Consider the following 20,835-nt stretch of genomic DNA (forward strand, 5'->3'; position numbering starts at 1 on the left):
CACATAATGCTTTAGAAGGAACCTGTTTTATTACCACAATGCTTCGCCAGAATACCTACTGAAGCAGATTGTTAGCGTAGCCTGTGTCGACCATAGTGTGATCATATAAATGTCATTCTATGTTGGAGTAAGCGTTATGTCTGATCTGCACAAGTGGGATCCAGAAGACCCCGATTTTTGGGAAAAAGAGGGAAAGAAAATAGCAAATCGCAACCTTTGGATATCGATTCCTAGCTTGCTGGCGGGTTTCGCTGTATGGCTCTACTGGGGCATTATTACCGTCCAAATGCTAAATCTGGGGTTCCCTTTCGCGAAGGCTGAACTCTTTACCTTAATGTCGATAGCTGGGTTAACCGGTGCAACATTGAGAATTCCTAGCAGTTTCTTCATTCGATTATGCGGTGGAAGAAATACTATTTTTTTCACAACGGCACTCTTGATGATACCAGCTATGGGAACGGGGTTTGCGCTACAAAATCCTGACACACCCTTGTGGCAATTTCAGCTACTAGCATTATTGTCTGGTTTCGGTGGCGGAAACTTTGCGTCATCGATGTCTAACATCAGCTTTTTCTTTCCGAAGAAACAGCAAGGTTTAGCACTGGGTATGAACGCGGGTTTGGGTAACTTTGGTGTTACAACGATGCAAATCGTTGTGCCACTGTTCATGACATTCGCGGCCTTTGGCGCGTTTAGTGGCGACCCAATGACGCTAATCAATGCATCAGGTACGCTGATAGGCAAAATCCCTGCAGGTACAGAAAGCTATATTTCAAACGCCGGCTTTGTTTGGTTGTTGTTACTTGTACCCTTATTCTTCCTCTCATGGTTTGGTATGAATAATATTCGTACCCCAGAAGTTTCCCCCGATATTGGTAACCCTTTGACATCTTTCGCGTTGATCAGCGTCATGCTCGGCATTGGTCTGGTTGTTGCTGCTTTTGGCCTGTGGTTAATGCTACCTGAGGCCGCAAACGGTTCCGGATTCGGTGTACCTAAAGAAGTTGTACTAGTACTGGTTGTTACCGCGACAGTGGTCATCTTGAAAATGCTACCTGGTTCAATTGGTGAGAGTCTGACTCGTCAGTATCAGATCTTTAACAACAAGCATACCTGGGTGATGAGCGTAATTTACACCATGACGTTTGGTTCATTTATCGGTTTCGCCGCGTCATTCCCGCTAGCAATTAAAGTTATCTTTGGCTATAGCCATGTTATGGTCGATGGCGTAATGACTCATGATACCATCAACCCGAACGGCCCAAGTGCCTTGATGTACGCCTGGATGGGCCCATTCATTGGTGCACTTATTCGTCCGTTAGGTGGCTGGATTTCTGACAAAATCGGCGGTGCGTTAGTCACACAAATATGCTCAATTGTGATGATTGGTAGCGCGCTTGGTGCTGCTTACTTCATGCAGGAAGCCTATCAATCTGCAACACCAGAAGAGTTCTTTATACCATTCTTTGTGTTGTTTCTGATTCTCTTTGCAGCCACAGGCATCGGCAATGGGTCAACCTTCAGAACCATCGCGCAAGTATTCCCTAAAGAACAAGCGGGCCCAGTCCTTGGTTGGACGTCAGCTGTAGCGGCATACGGTGCCTTTTATATTCCCAAAGTTATTGGTGAGCAAATCCAGGCGACCACTCCGGAAGTTGCATTAATTGGGTTTGCAGTGTTCTACGGCGTCTGCGTCTTGATTAATTACTGGTTCTATTTACGTAAGGATGGCGAGTTCTACAATCCTTAGGCAAAGCAAACAAGCGATATCAAGGTGCGAGTACTCGCACCTTTTATCGTTTTACCATGGTTAGACTATCATGCGTTTAAAGCTAATCTTGTTATTGATAAGTCTGTTTGTTCATTCGAATGTGAATGCTGATGAGCTGTTAATCGCTGCAGCGTCAGATCTTAAATTTGCAATGACAGACATCGTCAGTTTATTTGAATCAGCTAATCCAGGCGTAGCAGTTAGAACTTCGTTTGGCTCATCAGGCAAGTTTCGTACGCAAATCCGCAATGGCGCACCTTATGACCTGTATTTTTCAGCAGACATTAGTTTTCCACAGCAGTTAAATGCGTTGGGGTATTCTTCGTCGGCTGTTATCCCTTATGCAAAGGGCAGGTTGGTATTACTGAGTCATAAAAACGATATGTCCAATAGCCAACTCACTTCTTTGCTTCATGCTAACTTTGAGCGAATCGCTATAGCTAATCCACGACACGCTCCCTATGGCATGAGAGCCAAAGAGGTACTGCAACAAGCTGGTTTGTGGACTCAGCTGACTTCAAAAATCATCTATGGTGATAGCGTTTCCCATACTGCTCAATTTATTGTTAATCGGCATGTTGACGCCGGTATTGTAGCCTTGTCGCTGGTCAAGTCTGCATCGAACTCCTCAAAAGCTTCCTACTTATTGATACCAGAGACTCTCCATTCTCCGCTGATTCAAGGCTTTATTGTCACCCAACGCGGCGGAGATAACCCTTCAGCATGGCTATTTCATTCCTTAATGCAAAGTGGAGAAGTCGCAAAAATACTTACAGAATATGGGTTTGAAACACCTAATCAGGAGGTTATAAGTGATGTCGGCGGGTGATATGCAAGCGTTGCTTCTGACCTTGAAGCTGGCGAGTACGGTAACCATTATCCTGTTGTTTTTCGGAATTCCGTTTTCTTGGTGGTTGGCCAGGTCTCACTCCAAGCTCACAAGTCTGTTAACTGCCCTGGTGGCAATGCCACTTATCTTGCCGCCTACGGTACTCGGATTTTACTTGCTATTGCTGTTAGGCCCAGAGGGACCGGTTGGAAAGATAACTACGCAATTGGGTATTGGTTTATTCCCTTTCACATTTTCAGGCTTAGTCATAGCCTCAATTATTTATTCTTTACCCTTTACAGTACAGCCCCTTGTGTCTGCTTTTGAGGCCATTCCCGGTCGAACACTAGAAGTCGCTTCTACATTAAGAGCCTCACCTATCGATGCCTTCTTTTCTATCGTATTGCCGTTATCTAAGAGCGGTATCCTTACCGCTATAGTGTTGACCTTTGCCCATACAGTTGGTGAATTTGGCGTTATTTTGATGATTGGAGGCAACATTCCGGGAGAAACACAAGTTGTTTCAATTCAAATTTATGACCATGTAGAAAGTATGGATTATGGCGCTGCACACACACTGTCGCTGATCATGCTTGTCTTTTCATTTATGACGTTGACGCTTCTGCAATGGATCCGGCGTCGACGGTTTGCATTCATCCCCGTGAATAGTCAGTAATTGTGGAGCTGGGCTATAAGCTTTCTAAAGGGCGTTTTAATCTGAATGTTGAGCTTGAACTCCCCGAAACAGGGATTAGCGTGCTTTATGGGCATTCAGGTTGTGGTAAGACAACGTTACTGCGCTGTGTCGCTGGCTTAGAAAAAGAGGCAGCTGGACACTTTTCTATCGGTAATGAAGTTTGGGATAGCCCGAAATCTAAGCTTAAGCCGCATAAGAGAGCCATAGGATATGTCTTTCAAGAGCCAAGTCTGTTCAGTCATCTCAGTGTGAAAGACAATCTCGACTATGGTATAAAACGCACCATTGAGGCGAGCAAGAAGAGCCTGGATGAAGCAATCGCAGTCTTGGGTATTGAACACTTATTGGATCAGAAACCTCAAGCGTTATCAGGTGGGGAAGCACAGCGTGTTGGCATAGCTCGCGCATTGGCGTTGAACCCCAAAATCTTGTTGTTTGATGAGCCTCTGGCATCACTTGACGATGACCGAAAACGCGAGATATTACCCTACCTAAAGCGAGTTAAGCGGCAACTGAGCATACCAATGTTATACGTTACTCACGCTGCGCCAGAAGTGGCAATGCTTGCAGACCATGTTGTTGTTATGCATGAAGGCAGGGTGGTATCCAGTGATTCACTGGCGGCGTCGCTTTCAAATGAAAGCTTACCACTAAAATTAAACGGGGAAATATCAACCGTTCTGACCGGGCAAGTTACTGAAATAGACAAACATTGGCACTTAGTCTGTTTATCCATTTATGACCAAAAGCTATGGCTCCCCGATGCCAAGCTTTCTATTGGTGATGAAGTAAGAGTTCAGATTCTAAGTAAAGATATAGGCTTGGCCAATTCTGCAGGTGACGCCAGTTTTCAGAATGTGCTCAAAGCTGAGATTGTGGCAATTAATGAGGGTGAGCATCCAAGTCAAGCAATTGTTAAGGCTGCTGCTGGTGAGCATGCTTTTATGGTTATGGTAACCAAACGCGCATTAGCAAACTTGGCTTTAGGCGTTGGTAGTCAAGTGTTGTTGCAGGTAAAGTCAGTAGCAATTCACAGTTGATTAAGTGGGCAAAAGCGCGTGAAATTAAGCGCTTTTACTCTTTACTTCAAGCGTTCGCGCATACTCTGGAATAAAGCTAAACATGACAGTGGTGCCTCGCTCATCATTGCGTTTAACTGACAATTCACCGTCCAAATTTCGGCTGCGTTCCTTCATAATGGCAAGGCCGTAATGATTAAGTTTATTAGGATCTTCGGGTATGCCAATGCCGTTATCTTTGACCGTCAATATTACTTCGGAAAGAGAATTGCTGGTTATGCCAATTTCAATGTTAGACCCTTGAGAATGATAGAAGGCGTTTTGGGTAGCTTCTCTGGCGATTTGTAATAGATGTATTTCTTCTTGAGGCGTGAAGGGTACATTACTGACGTGATAATTAAGCGTGAAACTGAAATCGTCTGAGCGGTTTTGCAATTGCGAAATCGTTTGCTCTAAAGCAGCTTTGATGCCCTGTCCATCAAGTTTTAATCTGAAAGTAGTTAGCAATTCTCGCAGTTCACTGTAAGCCGCACCGAGGCCGTTCTTTAATTCATCAATAACTTGGTCTATTTGCTCCTGAGCACTCTCTTTCTGCTGCAGTCGTTGTAATCGCGTTACCTGAATTTTCAAATAGGACAATGCCTGCGCTAGTGAATCGTGCAGTTCTCTGGCTATCACCGTGCGTTCATTCATCAAAGCAATGCGCCTGCGCTGCTCGTTTTGATGTTTCATGCTCAGTCCATTGGCAACCTGTTCAGCGATGGCTTCAAATAGCTGATGCTGCCAGTCTTCCAGAATACTCCCTTCATCCAAACTCACTACCAAAACTCCGTAGTGTTGATCGCCGATATTCAACTGATACTTCATTTGGCCATTAACAGGGGGGAAGAGCGAATCATGCTCAGTACAATCGTGACAGAGTTGCTGCTGACACTTGTCTGGAATGGTTTTCTCTGAACTCATCAAATGTTCGTAAGGGCCCGTGCCTTGCGCTGTCATAATGCACAGGTCTAAGTCTTTTACGCCAGTTACGTCAGCCAGCTTGTTAAGCAATGGCTGAAAATCAGCGGAGCCCGGTTCAACTTCATTGAGTCTGCGCGATACTTGAAACAGTAATTCAAGAGATTGATTTGAGCGTGTCAATTTTCTTGTCTTACGCTTAATTTGTTCTTCAAGTTGAGATTTTGAGCGATACAAGCTACCGCTCATTTTATTGATTGTTCTAGCCAGTAAAGCCAGCTCGCCTTTACCTGTTTCTTCGGCCCTAGCGGTGAAATCTCCTTGTCCTATTTGACGGGCTACTGAGGTCAATTTCGAAAGAGGTTGCTCTATATGTCGATGAACAATCATCATCGCTATAGCGATCAGTATCAAGGTACTAAACAACGCCAAACTCTGTACTAATCGTATATTAGCAATATTTATTTCAGCATATTTCTGATAAGCAACAACAAGCAGTTCGATGTCCTCGACCAGTTTGTTAAAAACCTCCAGACTGGACGTGTTGGAATTACTGGGAGATGCCAAATTGGTTTGGATTAATGGCTTAACTTGTTCATTCCAGTTGTTAGCAACAATCGCATGATGCTTTGCGATATCGCCATTATCCCAAAGCGCCTGCTGATTAACCAGCACACCGGTATTGAGGGTGAGGTCAAATTCGTCAACTAATTGATTGATGGTCTCAATATCACCTGGGCTATCCTGCATGACGCTATGAATTCGATACGTTTGCATTCTCAACGAACCCGCCACATTCACCGCTTGAGCATCGAACTGTGCACCGTCACTCATAAACACGGTGGTAAACATACTAACGATCGCCAAAAAGCTCACCGAAAACATTAATGCGGCGATTTTAAAAACGGTCGAATGTATGAAATTTTTAATTGGTTGCATGGTTTATATAGAGATTACGTCGACTCACAAGTGATACCTACAAAGATTAGTCTACGCTTAATTTGTAATTAGTTCTTAATGACATCAGTCTAGACCCCTTTAATACAAAGGGAAAGCTAAAAAACGCCTCTACCTCTTTGGTGGTAACTCCCTTGTTTACCACTATTTTCAGGCTCTTGCCGAGCGAATAACAATACACTTTAATCCATATAGAGCTTGAGTTTGCAGCGCATCGTATCGTTGCTATTCCATTAATAAAGGAGTCTGGCGTGAGTCATTTTTTAGACAGATTGCAGTTCTTCAAACGTAACGAGGAGCCGTTTTCGAACGGTCACGGGGTTACCACGAATGAAAATAGAGGGTGGGAAGACGGATATCGCCGTCGCTGGCAGCATGACAAAGTTGTGCGTTCAACCCATGGTGTCAATTGTACCGGGTCATGCTCCTGGAAAATCTACGTGAAAGATGGATTGGTAACCTGGGAAACGCAGCAAACTGATTACCCACGTACACGACCAGATCTTCCTAACCATGAGCCCAGAGGTTGCCCAAGGGGCGCAAGTTACTCTTGGTATATTTACAGTGCCAATCGTCTCAAGCATCCAAAAATCCGTAAACGCTTGGTAAAACTGTGGCGAGCAGCTAAAGCCCAATACAAAGATCCGGTAGAGGCATGGCGCTCGATTGTCGAGGATCCTGCAAAAGCCAAGGAATATAAACAACAACGAGGCCTGGGGGGATTTGTTCGCGCTAAGTGGAACGAGGCCAATGAGATAATCGCGGCTGCGAATGTATATACGGCAAAAACTTACGGCCCTGATCGTATTAGTGGCTTTTCACCAATCCCAGCTATGTCTATGGTTTCCTACGCCGCAGGCGCGCGCTATCTGTCATTGATAGGTGGCAATTGCCTAAGTTTCTATGACTGGTACTGTGATTTGCCACCTGCTTCCCCGCAGATTTGGGGTGAACAGACCGATGTACCAGAGTCGGCTGATTGGTACAACTCAAACTACATTATTTGCTGGGGCTCAAACGTTCCGCAAACACGGACACCTGATGCGCACTTCCTCACCGAAGTGCGATACAAAGGTACGAAAGTCATCGGTATCACGCCTGATTATTCCGAAGTGGCGAAGTTAACCGACCAATGGCTGGCACCTAAACAAGGAACCGATGCGGCACTAGCGATGGCATTTGGCCACGTTATTCTCAAAGAATTCCATGTTGAGAAACCATCAGCCTACTTCGCCGACTACGTGAAGCGTTACACCGACTTCCCCGTCTTGGTCATGTTGGACAAAGCTGAAGACGGTAGTTTGCATCAGGGGCGTTTCCTCAGAGCGTCAGATTTAGATGGTCAACTTGGTCAAGACAACAATCCAGAATGGAAAACTATCTCCATTAACGATAAGGATGGCGAATTGGTTTCGCCCACTGGATCAGTTGGTTATCGCTGGGGTGAAAAAGGTAAGTGGAATATCACCCAAACTGATGGTAAATCTGGGGATGAACTCGACTTGCGTGTAAGCCTGAAAGGTAGCCACGATGAGCTGGTAAGTGTTGCATTCCCATACTTTGGTGGTGCTGAGCATGAATTTGGCTACTTCCAGAATACCGAGCATGACGACGTGTTACAGCGCAAAGTGCCAGCGAAGAAAATCAAACTTGCTGATGGGTCTGAAGCCTATGTTGCCACTGTGTTTGACTTAACCCTTGCCAACTACGGTGTTGACAATGGTTATGACGATCCGAATGTTGCCAGCAGCTACGATCAAGACATTCCCTACACCCCGGCCTGGCAGGAACAAATCACCGGCGTACCCCGCGCAGATGTGATTAAAGTCGCGCGAGAATTCGCATCCAACGCGGATAAGACCAAAGGTCGCTCTATGGTTATCGTTGGTGCAGGTATGAACCATTGGTATCACATGGACATGAACTACCGTGGTCTCATCAATATGCTGATGATGTGTGGTTGTATCGGTCAAAGTGGTGGCGGTTGGGCACACTATGTGGGTCAAGAGAAGCTACGCCCACAGACTGGCTGGCAACCATTGGCGTTTGGACTTGACTGGCAACGTCCACCTCGTCATATGAACGGAACGTCTTTCTTTTATAACCATTCAAGCCAATGGCGTTATGAGAAATTGGAGATGACCGAGGTCATTTCGCCGATGGCAAACAAAGACAAATGGTCTGGTTCGATTATCGATTTCAATAGTCGAGCCGAACGCATGGGCTGGTTACCATCCGCACCGCAACTCGGCATGAATCCACTGCAGCTGTGCAGAGATGCAGAAGCTGCTGGTAAGTCTCCACAAGACTATGCGGTGGAACAACTCAAAAGCGGTGAACTGAACTTTGCCTGCTTAGAGCCTGAGAATCCGCAAAACTATCCGCGTAACATGTTTATCTGGCGCTCTAATTTGCTTGGTTCTTCAGGTAAAGGCCACGAATACATGCTCCGTCATTTACTCGGTACAAAACACGGCTTGATGGGCAAAGATTTAGGTGAAGACGGTGGTAAAAAACCAGAGGACATCAAATGGGTCGATGAAGCAGCAGAAGGTAAAGTTGACTTGTTGGTCACTTTGGACTTCCGCATGTCAACCACCTGTTTGTACTCAGACATCGTTTTACCAACCGCAACCTGGTACGAGAAAGACGATCTCAATACCTCTGATATGCACCCATTCATTCACCCATTGAGTGCGGCGGTAGATCCAGTGTGGGAGTCTCGTTCTGACTGGGATATTTTCAAAGGCATCGCCAAGCAGTTCTCAAAAACGGCGGTTGGTCACTTGGGTGTGGAGAAAGACTTAGTCACCTTACCGATTCTGCACGATACGCCCGCAGAAATCGCACAACCTTTTGGTGTGAAGCACTGGTGGAAAGGTGAATGTGACCTTATCCCAGGCAAGACTGCGCCGAATATGATTGTGGTTGAGCGCGACTATCCAAACACCTACGCGCGTTTTACATCAGTTGGGCCGTTGCTTGAAAAACTTGGCAATGGTGGCAAAGGCATTAATTGGAACACCGATGCAGAGGTTGAATTCCTTGGTCAGCTAAATCGTCGCCATGTTGAAGAAGGCGCGAATAAAGGTCGCCCCAAAATTGAAACAGCTATTGATGCGGCGGAAGTGATTCTTTCACTTGCGCCGGAAACCAACGGCCAGGTTGCAGTGAAAGCATGGTCTGCCCTAAGCGAGTTTACCGGTCTGGATCATACTCATCTGGCCAAACCTAAAGAAGAGGAAAAAATTCGCTTTAGAGATGTGCAGGCACAGCCGCGCAAAATCATCAGCTCACCGACTTGGTCAGGTTTAGAGGATGAACATGTCTCATACAACGCAGGTTATACCAACGTGCATGAGTACATTCCATGGCGCACGGTAACAGGTCGTCAGCAGTTCTATCAGGATCACGAGTGGATGCGAGATTTCGGTGAAACCATGTGCCTGTATAAGCCGCCGATCAATCTCAAAACCGTGAAGCCAATTATGAACAAACAACCTAATGGTAACACGGAGATAGCGCTGAACTGGATAACGCCACACCAGAAGTGGGGGATCCACAGTACCTATTCAGACAACTTGTTGATGCTTACATTGTCTCGCGGCGGCCCGATTGTATGGATCTCCGAACCTGATGCGCAGCGCGCAGGTATTGTCGACAACGATTGGATCGAAGTCTTCAACGTCAACGGTGCGATTGCGGCCAGAGCGGTAGTTTCGCAGCGCGTACCGGAAGGTATGAGCATGATGTATCACGCTCAGGAACGTATCGTGAATGTGCCGGGTTCAGAAATGACCAAAACTCGTGGTGGTATCCACAACTCAGTTACGCGAGCGGTGATGAAACCTACGCACATGATCGGTGGTTATGCGCAGCAAGCCTACGGATTTAACTACTACGGCACCGTGGGATGTAACCGCGACGAATTCGTTATTGTGAGAAAAATGGCGAAAGTCGATTGGTTGGACGATGACAGCGTCGAACAGAATGCAGATGAATTTAACAACTTTGGAGCGGAGGGCTAATCATGAGAGTTAGAGCTCAAATAGGCATGGTGCTCAACCTTGACAAATGTATCGGTTGCCACACCTGCTCTGTAACTTGTAAGAATGTATGGACATCGCGTGAAGGTGTCGAGTACGCATGGTTCAATAATGTCGAAACCAAACCGGGCATTGGCTATCCCAAGGAGTGGGAGAATCAGGAAAAATGGAACGGTGGTTGGACTCGGCATAGCAATGGCAAATTGACACCTAAGCAGGGTGGCAAGCTGCGCATTCTGGCCAACATTTTCGCCAACCCTGATCTGCCGGGTATTGATGATTACTACGAGCCGTTCGATTTCGACTATCAGCATTTGCATAAAGCTGGTGAAAGTAAACACCAGCCTGTCGCACGTCCTCGTTCATTGATTACGGGTCAGCGGATGGAAAAAATTGACTGGGGCCCTAATTGGGAAGAAATCCTCGGTACCGAGTTTTCCAAGCGTCGAGCTGACAGCAACTTCAATCAGATCCAGGCCGATATGTACGGCGAATTTGAAAAGACTTTCATGATGTATCTACCTCGCTTGTGTGAGCATTGCATCAATCCTGCGTGTGTGGCGTCTTGCCCATCAGGGGCAATTTACAAGCGTGAAGAAGACGGCATTGTATTGATTGATCAGGACAAGTGTCGCGGCTGGAGAATGTGTGTCAGTGGTTGCCCGTACAAGAAAATCTATTACAACTGGAAAACCGGCAAATCTGAGAAATGTATTTTCTGCTATCCACGTATTGAGGCTGGCCAACCCACCGTCTGTTCTGAGACCTGTGTTGGTCGTATTCGCTACTTAGGCGTTATGCTCTATGATGCTGACCGCGTCGAAGAAGCCGCCAGTGTTGCCAATGATAAGGATCTTTACCAAGCGCAGTGCGATATCTTCCTCGACCCATTCGATGAGGCGGTACAGGAAGCAGCACGCAAAGAAGGTATTCCAGACGCCTGGTTAAAATCGGCTCAGGAGTCTCCGGTTTACAAAATGGCAATGGACTGGAAAGTTGCTCTGCCTTTACACCCTGAATACCGCACTCTGCCAATGGTTTGGTATGTGCCGCCTTTAAGCCCAATTCAGAGCGCAGTTGAGGCCGGTAGTGTGCCAATGGATGGTGTCTTCCCAGACTTAAAAGCACTGCGTATTCCGATGAAGTACTTGGCCAATATGTTAACTGCAGGTGACGAAGCACCAGTTGAACATGCTTTAAAACGCATGATGGCAATGCGTAAATTCAAACGTTCACAACAAGTAGACGGTGAAGAAAATCTGGAAGCACTGGAACAAGCTGGTCTCAGTGTTGCGCAAGTTGAAGAAATGTATCGTTATATGGCACTTGCCAACTACGAAGACAGATTTGTCATTCCGACAAGCCACAAAGCGTATGCAGCTGATGCCTATGACATGAAATCAGGTTGTGGCTTCAGCTTCGGTAACGGCTGTAGTGGCGGAGACAGCAGTACAGACTTATTTGGTGGTAAAAAACAAACCGTTCGTCAAGTCATCCCTGTGGAGGTACAAGATTAATGGAAATTTTAAAAGTCCTTTCAAGACTTCTTGATTACCCGACAGAAGCGCTTTATGAGCACGGAATCGATGTTGCAGAAATCATTGCAAACGATGCCGCGCTTGATGAAACCAACAAAGCGAGTCTGCTCGCATTTGTCGATCAGCGCTTCTCAGACAGCTTGCTTGATTGGCAGGCTGACTATGATGGTTTGTTTGAACGGGGTCGTTCACTCTCGCTGCTCATTTATGAACATATTCATGGTGAATCGCGCGACAGGGGCCAAGCAATGGTCAACTTGCTTGAACAGTACCGAGCAGCAGGCCTGGACATAGGTGTCAGAGAGTTACCTGATTATATCCCATTGTTTCTTGAGTTCGTTAGCACACAAGGCAGCGAGAATGGCAAAGGTTGGTTGCAGGACATTGCACCGATCCTTGCTCTTCTCCAAGTGCGTCTAGAAAAACGAGACTGCAACTACAGTGCTGTCTTTTCAGCACTAGTTGCACTTTCTGAGGCGGCTATTGATGTGCAGGCATTACGTGAGCAAGTCAAAGATGAAAAACGTGATGATACCAAAAAGGCGTTGGACAAAGTCTGGGAAGAAGAAGCTGTTACTTTTGGTGGCGATGCAGTAAACGGCGGTTGCCCCTCTCAGGTCAATCGACCTACTGAGACACAACGTCGCGACCAGGATGTCCCCATCAGTTTTATAGATACTTCGTCAGCCCAAGCGGCTGAGCAAGCAATAAGGAGCTAGTTATGGCGTTTTTAGATATGTTCTTTTTTGGCATCTATCCTTATATCGCAACCGGGATTTTCTTTCTCGGCAGTCTTCTGCGCTATGACCGAGAGCAATACAGTTGGAAAACGGGTTCAAGCCAGATGCTAAGCAGCAAAAACTTTCGGATAGCCAACATTTTGTTCCATGTCGGGATCATTGCGATCTTATTGGGGCATTTTGCCGGCCTTGTCTTGCCTTGGGAGATTTGGCACGCACTTGGAATTTCACTCGCAACTAAGCAAGTGATCGCCATGGGCGTTGGTGGCTTCTTTGGTGTCTTATGCTTCATTGGTTTAACCATGTTGGTAAAACGCCGACTGTTTGACCCCAGGATCCGCGCCAACAGCAGCAAGATGGACACCGGCATTTTATTGCTTATCTATCTTCAGTTAATCGTGGGTATGTTTACCATTGTGATCTCTTCAGGTCATATGGATGGTGCTGTGATGTATAACCTGATGAGCTGGTCTCGGTACTTACTGACATTCAGACCTGTTGAAGCAGTAGAGTTTATTTCAACCGTTCATCCGGTTTACAAGTTCCACGTTACTTTGGGTATTACGTTGTTCGTACTATTCCCATTTAGCAGGTTGGTGCATATCTGGAGCGTTCCTGTGCAGTATGTTCGCAGAAGCTATCAGGTTGTTCGTTCAAGAGCATAATTTCCACAATCATTCATTGGGGCAAGGAAGCCTCCTTTTTTAAGTAGGATTGACTATGTCACTTACAAACACACCAGATATTACGGTAAACGGGAAAACCATTAGCGCGGCGATGATCGACGCTGAGGTTCAGTATCATCCTGCCGAATCACGCCGACAAGCGATGGTAAAAGCGGCAGAAACACTGATCATCGGTGAGCTGGTTACGCAAAAAGCGATGGAAAAAGGGATCCCACTCAACCCTAAATCAGATGCAATTGAACAAAACAGTCAATTGATTGATAGCCTGTTAGCCTCTGAAGTCTGCGTACCGGAGGCAACTACCGAGGAATGCGAGCGCTATTACAGCGCAAACAAGGGTACGTTCAAAACAGCTCCGCTAATTGAAGCAAGTCACATACTGATTGCATCAGACCCGAAGGATCTTGAACACAGGGCAGAGTCTCATGCATTGGCGGTTAACTTAATTCATAAGTTACAAGGCGGAGAATCTACTCTTGGAGAGTTGGCGAAACAGTTTTCTTCATGCCCTTCCAAAGATGTTGACGGCAGCTTAGGTCAGCTTTCCTATGGTCAGACAGTAAGGGAGTTTGAACGCCAGGTTTTTGCCGCCAGTGAGGGGCTGATGCCTCAGCCGGTAGAGACTCGCTATGGTTACCATGTAGTTCTTGTTGCCAGGAAAGTAGACGGCAAACCGCTTTCCTTCGATATGGTGAGAGAGAAGATAAAACAATATCTTAATGATAAGGTTCACCGTAAAGCACTGTCGCAGTATTTGCATCGACTCGTTAGCGAAGCAGATATACAAGGTTTCAAGTTTGAATTCGATGATTCTATGTTAATGCAGTAGTGTTGTTTAAACTCGATAAAGTGGTGGGGTAAAAGATGGCGAATCCCTTCACGGCGCGATGGACGGCGCAAGGACACACGCTCTGTTTGGGCCATTGGGAAATCTGCTTTAACCAACAACTTTTGGAATTGCCGTCGGCAAAAGCCGAGAACCATATGGACACACGCGGTATTTTCAGTTGGCTATTCCCTGATGATGAAGAATACATAGAAGGACTGGAGATCCATGAATGGATTGAGGAGCAAGCAAACTGGCTTGTGCCGCTGTTTGAGCGTTACGACATCCCATTCGATGAACAGCATGTTGAGTGGTTTTATGAGGCGGTAAATCAAAATGACTGGCGATGCGGTAGTTGTGGTGGCTGCCTTTAACTGAGAAGGAATGGAAACATGGTAAGTGATAGTACAACAGTGCTGGATTTGCTAGAAAAATACCCTGTAGCAGCAATTGCCAGTGCAGATTTACTGACAGTTTATGAAGGCTGGTCTATCAAAAAACTCTCAGAGTTTTTTGCGAAGCATAAAATAACTGGTGCTCCAGTTATTGCATCTGATGAAACCCTTGTCGGTGTTGTTACACAAACTGATGTTGTGAAATTTGAAGGCAGCAGCCCAGACGAAAAAGAGATTGAGAAAATCATTCAACACTACATTGGGCCACAGGGTACCGTGCTGCAATCAGAAATTGATCGGATAAAGTCACGCGCATCTGATTATTGCACGGTCAACTCTATAATGACCCCAGAAGTGTTTTCAATTGACGAGAAAAGGCCTATTTCAGAGGCGTATAACATCATCGAGTCGCATGATATCCATCGGTTATTTGTTACGCGTGAATCAGTGCTGATTGGTGTGGTTACTGCCATGGATATCCTTAACTGGGTTATGCAATGCCCCGCGGCAGATTAATAAAGCATAGAGTTGTTCTGTGAAAGGTCTTATTATTAATAAGCAGTTTTTGAAAGAGGATTACGCTGAACCAATGAAATCATATAGTTTCTTAGTCAAATAGTCCGTCTAAAAATTTAGGTTTCAAACTTTTGCGTTAGCTTGTCCTAAAATGCGCTTCAATATTTAATTGATAGTATGAAACTTTTTTGTATCAGATTTGAGTGATCTCCACACCAATCTATTCGAATAGGATGATACTTTTTTATTTATCGGATAAGTTGGGATTTAAAAAAATCAATAACTTATATTCTCTTTAGTATGATAGTTTTTTGTCAATCTATACGTCAATAATGTTAAAAAGTAAATAAAAAACGGGGCAGTGAAATGCCCCGTTTTTTTACTTTTCTCTAGCAACCCATAAATGCAGTAAGTCAACGCCGATAGTAGCCGCTGCTAACGCAGTGATATCACTTTGATCGTATGAGGGTGCCACTTCCACCACGTCCATACCCACCAAGTTAATGCCTCGTAACCCCTGAAGAATTCGAAGTACCTTGTCTGTCGATAAACCACCACACACTGGTGTGCCAGTACCTGGTGCAAACGCGGGGTCGAGGCAGTCGATGTCAAATGTTAAGTAAACCGGTAAGTCACCAATAGTATGTTTAATCTGCTCCACAATATCGTGTGGTGCCATATCATTGGCTTGCATGGCATTGATTACCGTGAAGCCGTGATTCTCCTGTGTATAGTTTGTGCGAATACCAATTTGTATTGATTTTTCTTTGTCAATTAACCCTTCGTTTGGGGCGTGATAAAACATAGTGCCATGGTCGAATCGACTGCCATTGCTATACGTATCGGTATGGGCATCGAAATGAACTAGCGCCATTTTGCCAAATTTTTTCGCGTGTGAACGCAGCAATGGCAAAGTAACAAAGTGATCGCCGCCAAAACAAAGCAAGGTTTTGCCGGATGCTAAAATCTCGTCAGCCGCCATTTCAACGCGGGCGCAAAATTCTTCGCTATCTCCGGCAGAGAACACTAAATCACCTGCATCACAAATGTGACACTGTTCTGCCAACTTAAAATCCCATGGGAACCGTTGGCCCTCCCATGCTAAGTTGATTGAAGCTTGACGAATGGCATCTGGCCCCATGCGAGCGCCTGAACGACCCGAAGTTGCCATATCGAATGGCAATCCTAAAATCACCACATCGGCATCTCCCTTAGTTGGATCTTGCGTTAATGGCGCGCGCAAAAATGTCATTGCATTTGAGTAAATAGAGTTATCAACTTGATTGAACACGCTACTGGTTAAAATAGACATTAAAAGTCCTCAAAATAAACATAACCATTTAAAACTAACACTAGAGATTGTTTCACATTCATTTTTGATTTAACGAAAGGTGTACATTGTCATTACCGTTACCGTGCTTTAAAAATCGCAGAGTAAAGCTTAGTTGCTGTATTAAGTCTATGAAAATTATTTTCTACAAAGCGAGTTTAAGTCATTACGTGTGCTCACCTTGCTACAGGTGTGTGTTAACCGTCTCGATAATTTCACTGGCGTGTGGGTGGTGCTTCGACACAATGATATGTACGGGTAACTGCATCAGTAAATCAGTGGTTAACGTATCGCCGTAATCTGTTTGCTGGTCGGTTAAGTAGGTTAAAAAATAGGGCAGCTTATCTAATTCAACTAGGCGTATTCCTTGAGCAAATGTCTTTACGTCATAGCGTTTTGAAAGCGGGTGTTGGGCCTGTAAGTAGCGCTCAATAAAAGCAAAAGTATTTTCAGATAAAGCGGCGTAGGCCACGGTGCTAATTTGTTCGATTTGCGTGACGGGCGTTGTATCGCGCTTGCGTATAGCACTTAAGTTTATGAAATACAGAGGCTTGTTGCTGATATAAAATGTTTTATGTAAAGCCTTTGTGGGACTTACCGCGGTACTAATGTCGTAACGTCCGGCATGCAGGTTATCGATGCCCCTATTTAATGAATCAAAAGCAAACGCTAGCGAGTATGGTGTATTGGCAAATAAGTGCTGCGCTTTTTCAACGGCAATGCCACTGGCAACGCCATCTTTTGATACAAATTCAAAGGGCGGTTGGTTTGTATAAAAATACGTAATGGTTTGCGGTAGTGTGTTTTCTTGAGAGGTAGCTTTGGCAAGGCTATGTATAGCGAGCGCTCCCAGTATTATGAATTTTACTAACCAAATAACTTTCGGCATTGCACTCTCATACTTCTTTAACTGTCGAAAACGTCAAAGTTAACGCTACTTTCAAATACTCCTTTTACGATTTCCTTCGAGTGCTAGGTGAATGTCTGTTGTGCTCTAACATTCAAACTAACGATTTCCCTTAATTATAGTGCAAATCACGAATCTCGCTTTTTTCATCATTCTTTACTACCAAAAGCCTTCTGTACCACGCTTTTCAGACTAAAGAGGCATACAGCTTATTGTGTACCGTGGTAATGTGAGACAAGTGGCATTACCAGTAAAACGTTTACAAAATGCACGTGTGCAATCAATATACTGAGTAGAGTGGCAAGCGCGTAAAATCGTTACAGAATCTCGGTGAAAAGCAAGGTCGCGCTAACCTGTTTAGGCTTTTGTAAAAAAGAGCAGTAGTAACTGCTCGCATCGTTTTGCAGTACACATTTAGGAAGCTGATGCTATATCGATTGGTTTTGTTTATTTTATTAGTGCTAAGTTCGTTAGGGCTTTCACAGCAAAGCCATGCCCATAATCACCATATCGTCTTAACCCCTTCAATTGAATCTATTGATCCCACCCGAGACATCCTATTTTATGCAGATGAGGCGGGAAAACTTTCTGTTAACGATGTAAAGGCCCTAAGTTCAGGTCAATGGTCTGAAATTCCTGATGGCAACCCAAATTTTGGCTTTACTGATAATACAATATGGCTGAGTTTACGAGCGGTAAATAGCAGCGACAAGCCACTGCCTTTGTACTTACACATTGACTATGCATTACTGGATGATATCGAGTTCTATGCTTATTCCACCGAGCAGAAAGAGACAAATTCGCCCAGTGATTATTACGCATTAGGTGACCTCAAACCGTTTGCCGAGCGCCCTGTTGATCATCCTACATTTGTCATGCCGTTTGGCTTAGCGCCTTACGAGTCAAAAGATATCTATCTGCGGATAGCGACGCAAGGTACATTACAAACGCCTATTTCCATTTGGCAGCGCGAAGCGTTTTTACAGCATTCAAAAGACGTGGCGTTTCTTTATGGGTACTTCTTAGGTGCATTGCTCATTATGAGCGCCTATTACTTGTGTTTGTCGGTAATAGTCAAAGACAAAACGTATCTACTATACAGTATCTATATAACGTGTATGGCAGGTGTTCATGGTTCGCTAGATGGCTATACCTATAAGTGGCTTTGGCCGTTTGCCACACAGTGGCATCAAGTGTCATCGCTGGCCTTTATCGCTGTCGGGATTATAGCCACTATTTTCTTTACCCGGGAATTGCTAAAGCCCCCCAAGACAAGCCTACTCAACGGTTTTACCAAAACTATTGGTCTAATCGCCTGCGTGTCAGCCATAGTCACGCTGTTCTTACCTTACCATTTAGCAGCACAACTCAACGCGGGTATGACCGTTGTTGTAATGTCTAGCGTGTTTATTACTTGCATTGCAATGCTGAAGTATAGCCCACGTATTGCGCAGTTTTTCTGCTGGGCGTGGTCTGCTTATTTTGCGGGAATTATTGCTAAATCATTGACCAAAATGGGCGTCTTACCTTCAACATTTATTACGGAATACGGAGGGAATATTGGCGCGCTTGTTGGCATTGTCATTATCGCCTTGGCACTGGCCGATCGCATCAATACTGAGAAGCGAAAACGAGAAAAAGCGCAGCAAGAGTCTATTGATAATTTAAGGCGTTTTGAAACCCTTTATGAAAATGCTCTTGAGGGGATCTTTACGTTGTCAGAGCGAGGTGATTTGCTAGGGGCAAATCCAGCGTTCTTAGATATCGTTGGGTTGGACAGCGTTGAAGGTTATGACGGCAACTGGCTGACGTTAGATGGCTATGTAATGGAGTTTAAGGATTATATTGCCTTGATTGAAGCCATTAAAACGAAAGGTCAAGTGCTCGATCACGAGACAAAAATGACGAATAAACAAGGTGCCTATATTTGGGTGACAATTTCAGCGCGCTTGGTGAGCGAAAAAGGTGACAATAAAATTGAAGGTACGCTCATTGATATTAGCGAGAGAAAGGCCTTTGAACAGCAACTACAGCACCTTGCTGAACATGATCCCCTTACCGGTTTCTATAATCGTCGTGCATTTGAAATTAAAACTTCAGATTTGCTAAATCGGGTTAAGCACAACGAAGACAAAGCGTGCGTGCTCTATCTTGACTTAGACCAGTTTAAAATAGTTAACGACCTTTGTGGGCATACTGCCGGTGATCTTCTGCTGCAAAAGTTAAGCAAGCGCCTACAGGAAGAGGTACGAAAACTTGGTGATGACCAATTTATTGCAAGGCTTGGGGGAGATGAATTTGGTATTTTGCTGAGTAATTCGAGTCTGCGAACAGGGCAGCGCGCCGCAGAGAAAATTCGCCAGTCGGTGGAGCAATTCTCATTTTTGTGGGAAGGCAAGCGCTATACCGTAGGCGTTAGTATCGGTTTGGTAGAACTATTGCCCTATCACCTTTCGGTAGAGCAAGTCCTCGTGATGGCTGACACTGCATGTTACATGGCAAAAGATCGTGGACGAAATCGCGTTCACGTATTTGTAGAAAGCGATCAGGACATGCAATTTCGTCAGTTAGAAATGCAATGGGTCAATACCATTAAAGAAGCGCTGGAAAAAGACCAGTTTTTCTTGGTAGCGCAGAACATTCAAAGCAAAGCCCCAGGTCCACATCAACATCACTACGAAATATTGCTTAGGTTAATGAACACGAATGGGAATCTGTGCTCACCGGGACAATTTCTTCCCGCTGCCGAGCGCTACAATTTAATGCCCAATATCGATCGCTGGGTAATTAAAGCCTATTTCTCTTGGCTAAGTGAAAACCCTGAGCATTTGGCACAGCTAGATTGTGCAAGTATCAATTTAAGTACACACAGTATTGGCGATAAGTTTTTTGCCAATTATCTCATAGACGCGTTTGAACGATACGCCATTCCAGCTGAAAAAATATGTTTTGAAATAACAGAAGGCATGGCAATTATTCATCTCGACAATACTCAGGCATTCATTGAGCGATTTAGAGCGTTAGGGTGCCGGTTTGCGCTCGACGACTTCGGTACAGGCTTTTCATCTTACGCCTATCTTAAAGATTTGCAGGTGGACTATCTGAAAATTGATGGTGTGTTTGTAAACAATATTTGCGACGACGAAATAAGCCTTGCGATGGTGAAGTCGATAAGTGAAGTTGCAAAGGCCATTGGCATAGAAACCATAGCCGAGTTTGTAGAAGATGAAGCAACGCTCAATAAGCTTTCTGAAATTGGTATTGACTATTTTCAAGGCTACCACGTGCACAAACCCAGCCGATTAGACGCGAACGTATTTCACCTCGTTTAGCGCCTGATATGCATCACTTGCACGGCTAAAATTGGAAGCTATAAAAAAGCCCGATAGCAGCTGTAGCACTACTATCGGGAAAAACGCAATACACGAGAATTGCGCCAGTAAGAGCTAAATTGAGATTGCAAAACAACTAACAAACACAATGCCTGATAGTAGGAACTCGTTATCAAACACTCTGTTTTTAGCGCTAGTAGCTCACAAAAAACACCAAGAAAGACGGAATTCAGTGGATCTTTCTTAGTACTCAATCGCATTGAAAGAAGCGAACTTGCGGGTAACA

General features: G+C 45.0%; 15 protein-coding genes. 12 read left to right on the forward strand and 3 right to left on the reverse strand.

Annotated features, from left to right (window positions below):
• Positions 1–136 precede the first annotated feature (136 nt).
• The 4 genes from LHL20_RS00890 (at position 137) to modC (ending at position 4,337) form a co-directional block, all read left to right on the forward strand.
• Positions 137–1,750, forward strand: a complete 1,614-nt coding sequence (locus LHL20_RS00890; protein WP_226431876.1) for an MFS transporter — start codon at positions 137–139, stop codon at positions 1,748–1,750.
• Positions 1,751–1,820: 70 nt separating this feature from the next.
• Complete coding sequence (gene modA, locus LHL20_RS00895) at positions 1,821–2,600, forward strand: molybdate ABC transporter substrate-binding protein (protein ID WP_226431877.1); 780 nt, start codon at positions 1,821–1,823, stop codon at positions 2,598–2,600.
• Positions 2,587–3,276, forward strand: a complete 690-nt coding sequence (gene modB / locus LHL20_RS00900) for a molybdate ABC transporter permease subunit (protein WP_226431878.1) — start codon at positions 2,587–2,589, stop codon at positions 3,274–3,276. Before modA ends, modB begins: the two co-directional genes overlap by 14 nt.
• 2 nt (positions 3,277–3,278) lie before the next feature.
• Complete coding sequence (gene modC / locus LHL20_RS00905; protein ID WP_226431879.1) at positions 3,279–4,337, forward strand: molybdenum ABC transporter ATP-binding protein; 1,059 nt, start codon at positions 3,279–3,281, stop codon at positions 4,335–4,337.
• 24 nt (positions 4,338–4,361) lie between these two features.
• Here modC and LHL20_RS00910 read toward each other — a convergent pair whose 3' ends face one another.
• Positions 4,362–6,128: an ATP-binding protein gene (locus tag LHL20_RS00910; RefSeq protein ID WP_226431880.1), complete on the reverse strand. Its 1,767-nt coding sequence runs from the start codon at positions 6,126–6,128 to the stop codon at positions 4,362–4,364.
• 356 nt (positions 6,129–6,484) lie between these two features.
• Here LHL20_RS00910 and LHL20_RS00915 point away from each other — a divergent pair, with 356 nt between their 5' ends.
• The 7 genes from LHL20_RS00915 to LHL20_RS00945 all read left to right on the forward strand — a co-directional run bounded on the left by LHL20_RS00915 (position 6,485) and on the right by LHL20_RS00945 (position 14,980).
• Positions 6,485–10,261, forward strand: a complete 3,777-nt coding sequence (locus tag LHL20_RS00915) for a nitrate reductase subunit alpha (RefSeq protein WP_226431881.1) — start codon at positions 6,485–6,487, stop codon at positions 10,259–10,261.
• Positions 10,262–10,263: 2 nt separating this feature from the next.
• Positions 10,264–11,796, forward strand: coding sequence for a nitrate reductase subunit beta (gene narH, locus LHL20_RS00920; protein ID WP_012520016.1), 1,533 nt, complete (start codon positions 10,264–10,266; stop codon positions 11,794–11,796).
• Positions 11,796–12,536 carry a nitrate reductase molybdenum cofactor assembly chaperone gene (gene narJ, locus LHL20_RS00925; RefSeq protein WP_020746778.1) on the forward strand — a complete coding sequence of 247 codons (741 nt, stop codon included), beginning with the start codon at positions 11,796–11,798 and terminating at the stop codon, positions 12,534–12,536. Before narH ends, narJ begins: the two co-directional genes overlap by 1 nt.
• 2 nt (positions 12,537–12,538) lie before the next feature.
• Complete coding sequence (narI, locus tag LHL20_RS00930) at positions 12,539–13,222, forward strand: respiratory nitrate reductase subunit gamma (protein WP_012520014.1); 684 nt, start codon at positions 12,539–12,541, stop codon at positions 13,220–13,222.
• Positions 13,223–13,277: 55 nt separating this feature from the next.
• Positions 13,278–14,072 (forward strand): peptidylprolyl isomerase, encoded by a 795-nt coding sequence (locus LHL20_RS00935; RefSeq protein ID WP_012520013.1) that lies wholly within the window; start codon positions 13,278–13,280, stop codon positions 14,070–14,072.
• Between the two features lie 86 nt (positions 14,073–14,158).
• The gene (locus LHL20_RS00940; protein ID WP_226431882.1) at positions 14,159–14,443 is read left to right on the forward strand and encodes a hypothetical protein; all 285 of its coding nucleotides are present in this window, start codon (positions 14,159–14,161) and stop codon (positions 14,441–14,443) included.
• Positions 14,444–14,461: 18 nt separating this feature from the next.
• Positions 14,462–14,980 (forward strand): CBS domain-containing protein, encoded by a 519-nt coding sequence (locus LHL20_RS00945; protein WP_012520011.1) that lies wholly within the window; start codon positions 14,462–14,464, stop codon positions 14,978–14,980.
• 379 nt (positions 14,981–15,359) lie between these two features.
• Here LHL20_RS00945 and speB read toward each other — a convergent pair whose 3' ends face one another.
• The gene (gene speB, locus LHL20_RS00950; RefSeq protein ID WP_226431883.1) at positions 15,360–16,292 is read right to left on the reverse strand and encodes an agmatinase; all 933 of its coding nucleotides are present in this window, start codon (positions 16,290–16,292) and stop codon (positions 15,360–15,362) included.
• A gap of 202 nt (positions 16,293–16,494) precedes the next feature.
• Positions 16,495–17,199: a substrate-binding periplasmic protein gene (locus tag LHL20_RS00955; protein ID WP_226431884.1), complete on the reverse strand. Its 705-nt coding sequence runs from the start codon at positions 17,197–17,199 to the stop codon at positions 16,495–16,497.
• 443 nt (positions 17,200–17,642) lie between these two features.
• On the opposite strand from LHL20_RS00955, the gene LHL20_RS00960 reads away from it, so the two are divergent.
• The gene (locus tag LHL20_RS00960) at positions 17,643–20,549 is read left to right on the forward strand and encodes an EAL domain-containing protein (protein WP_226431885.1); all 2,907 of its coding nucleotides are present in this window, start codon (positions 17,643–17,645) and stop codon (positions 20,547–20,549) included.
• The last annotated feature ends 286 nt before the right edge of the window (positions 20,550–20,835 follow it).

The sequence above is a fragment of the Alteromonas sp. McT4-15 genome (assembly GCF_020515205.1).
Taxonomy (GTDB): Bacteria; Pseudomonadota; Gammaproteobacteria; order Enterobacterales; family Alteromonadaceae; genus Alteromonas.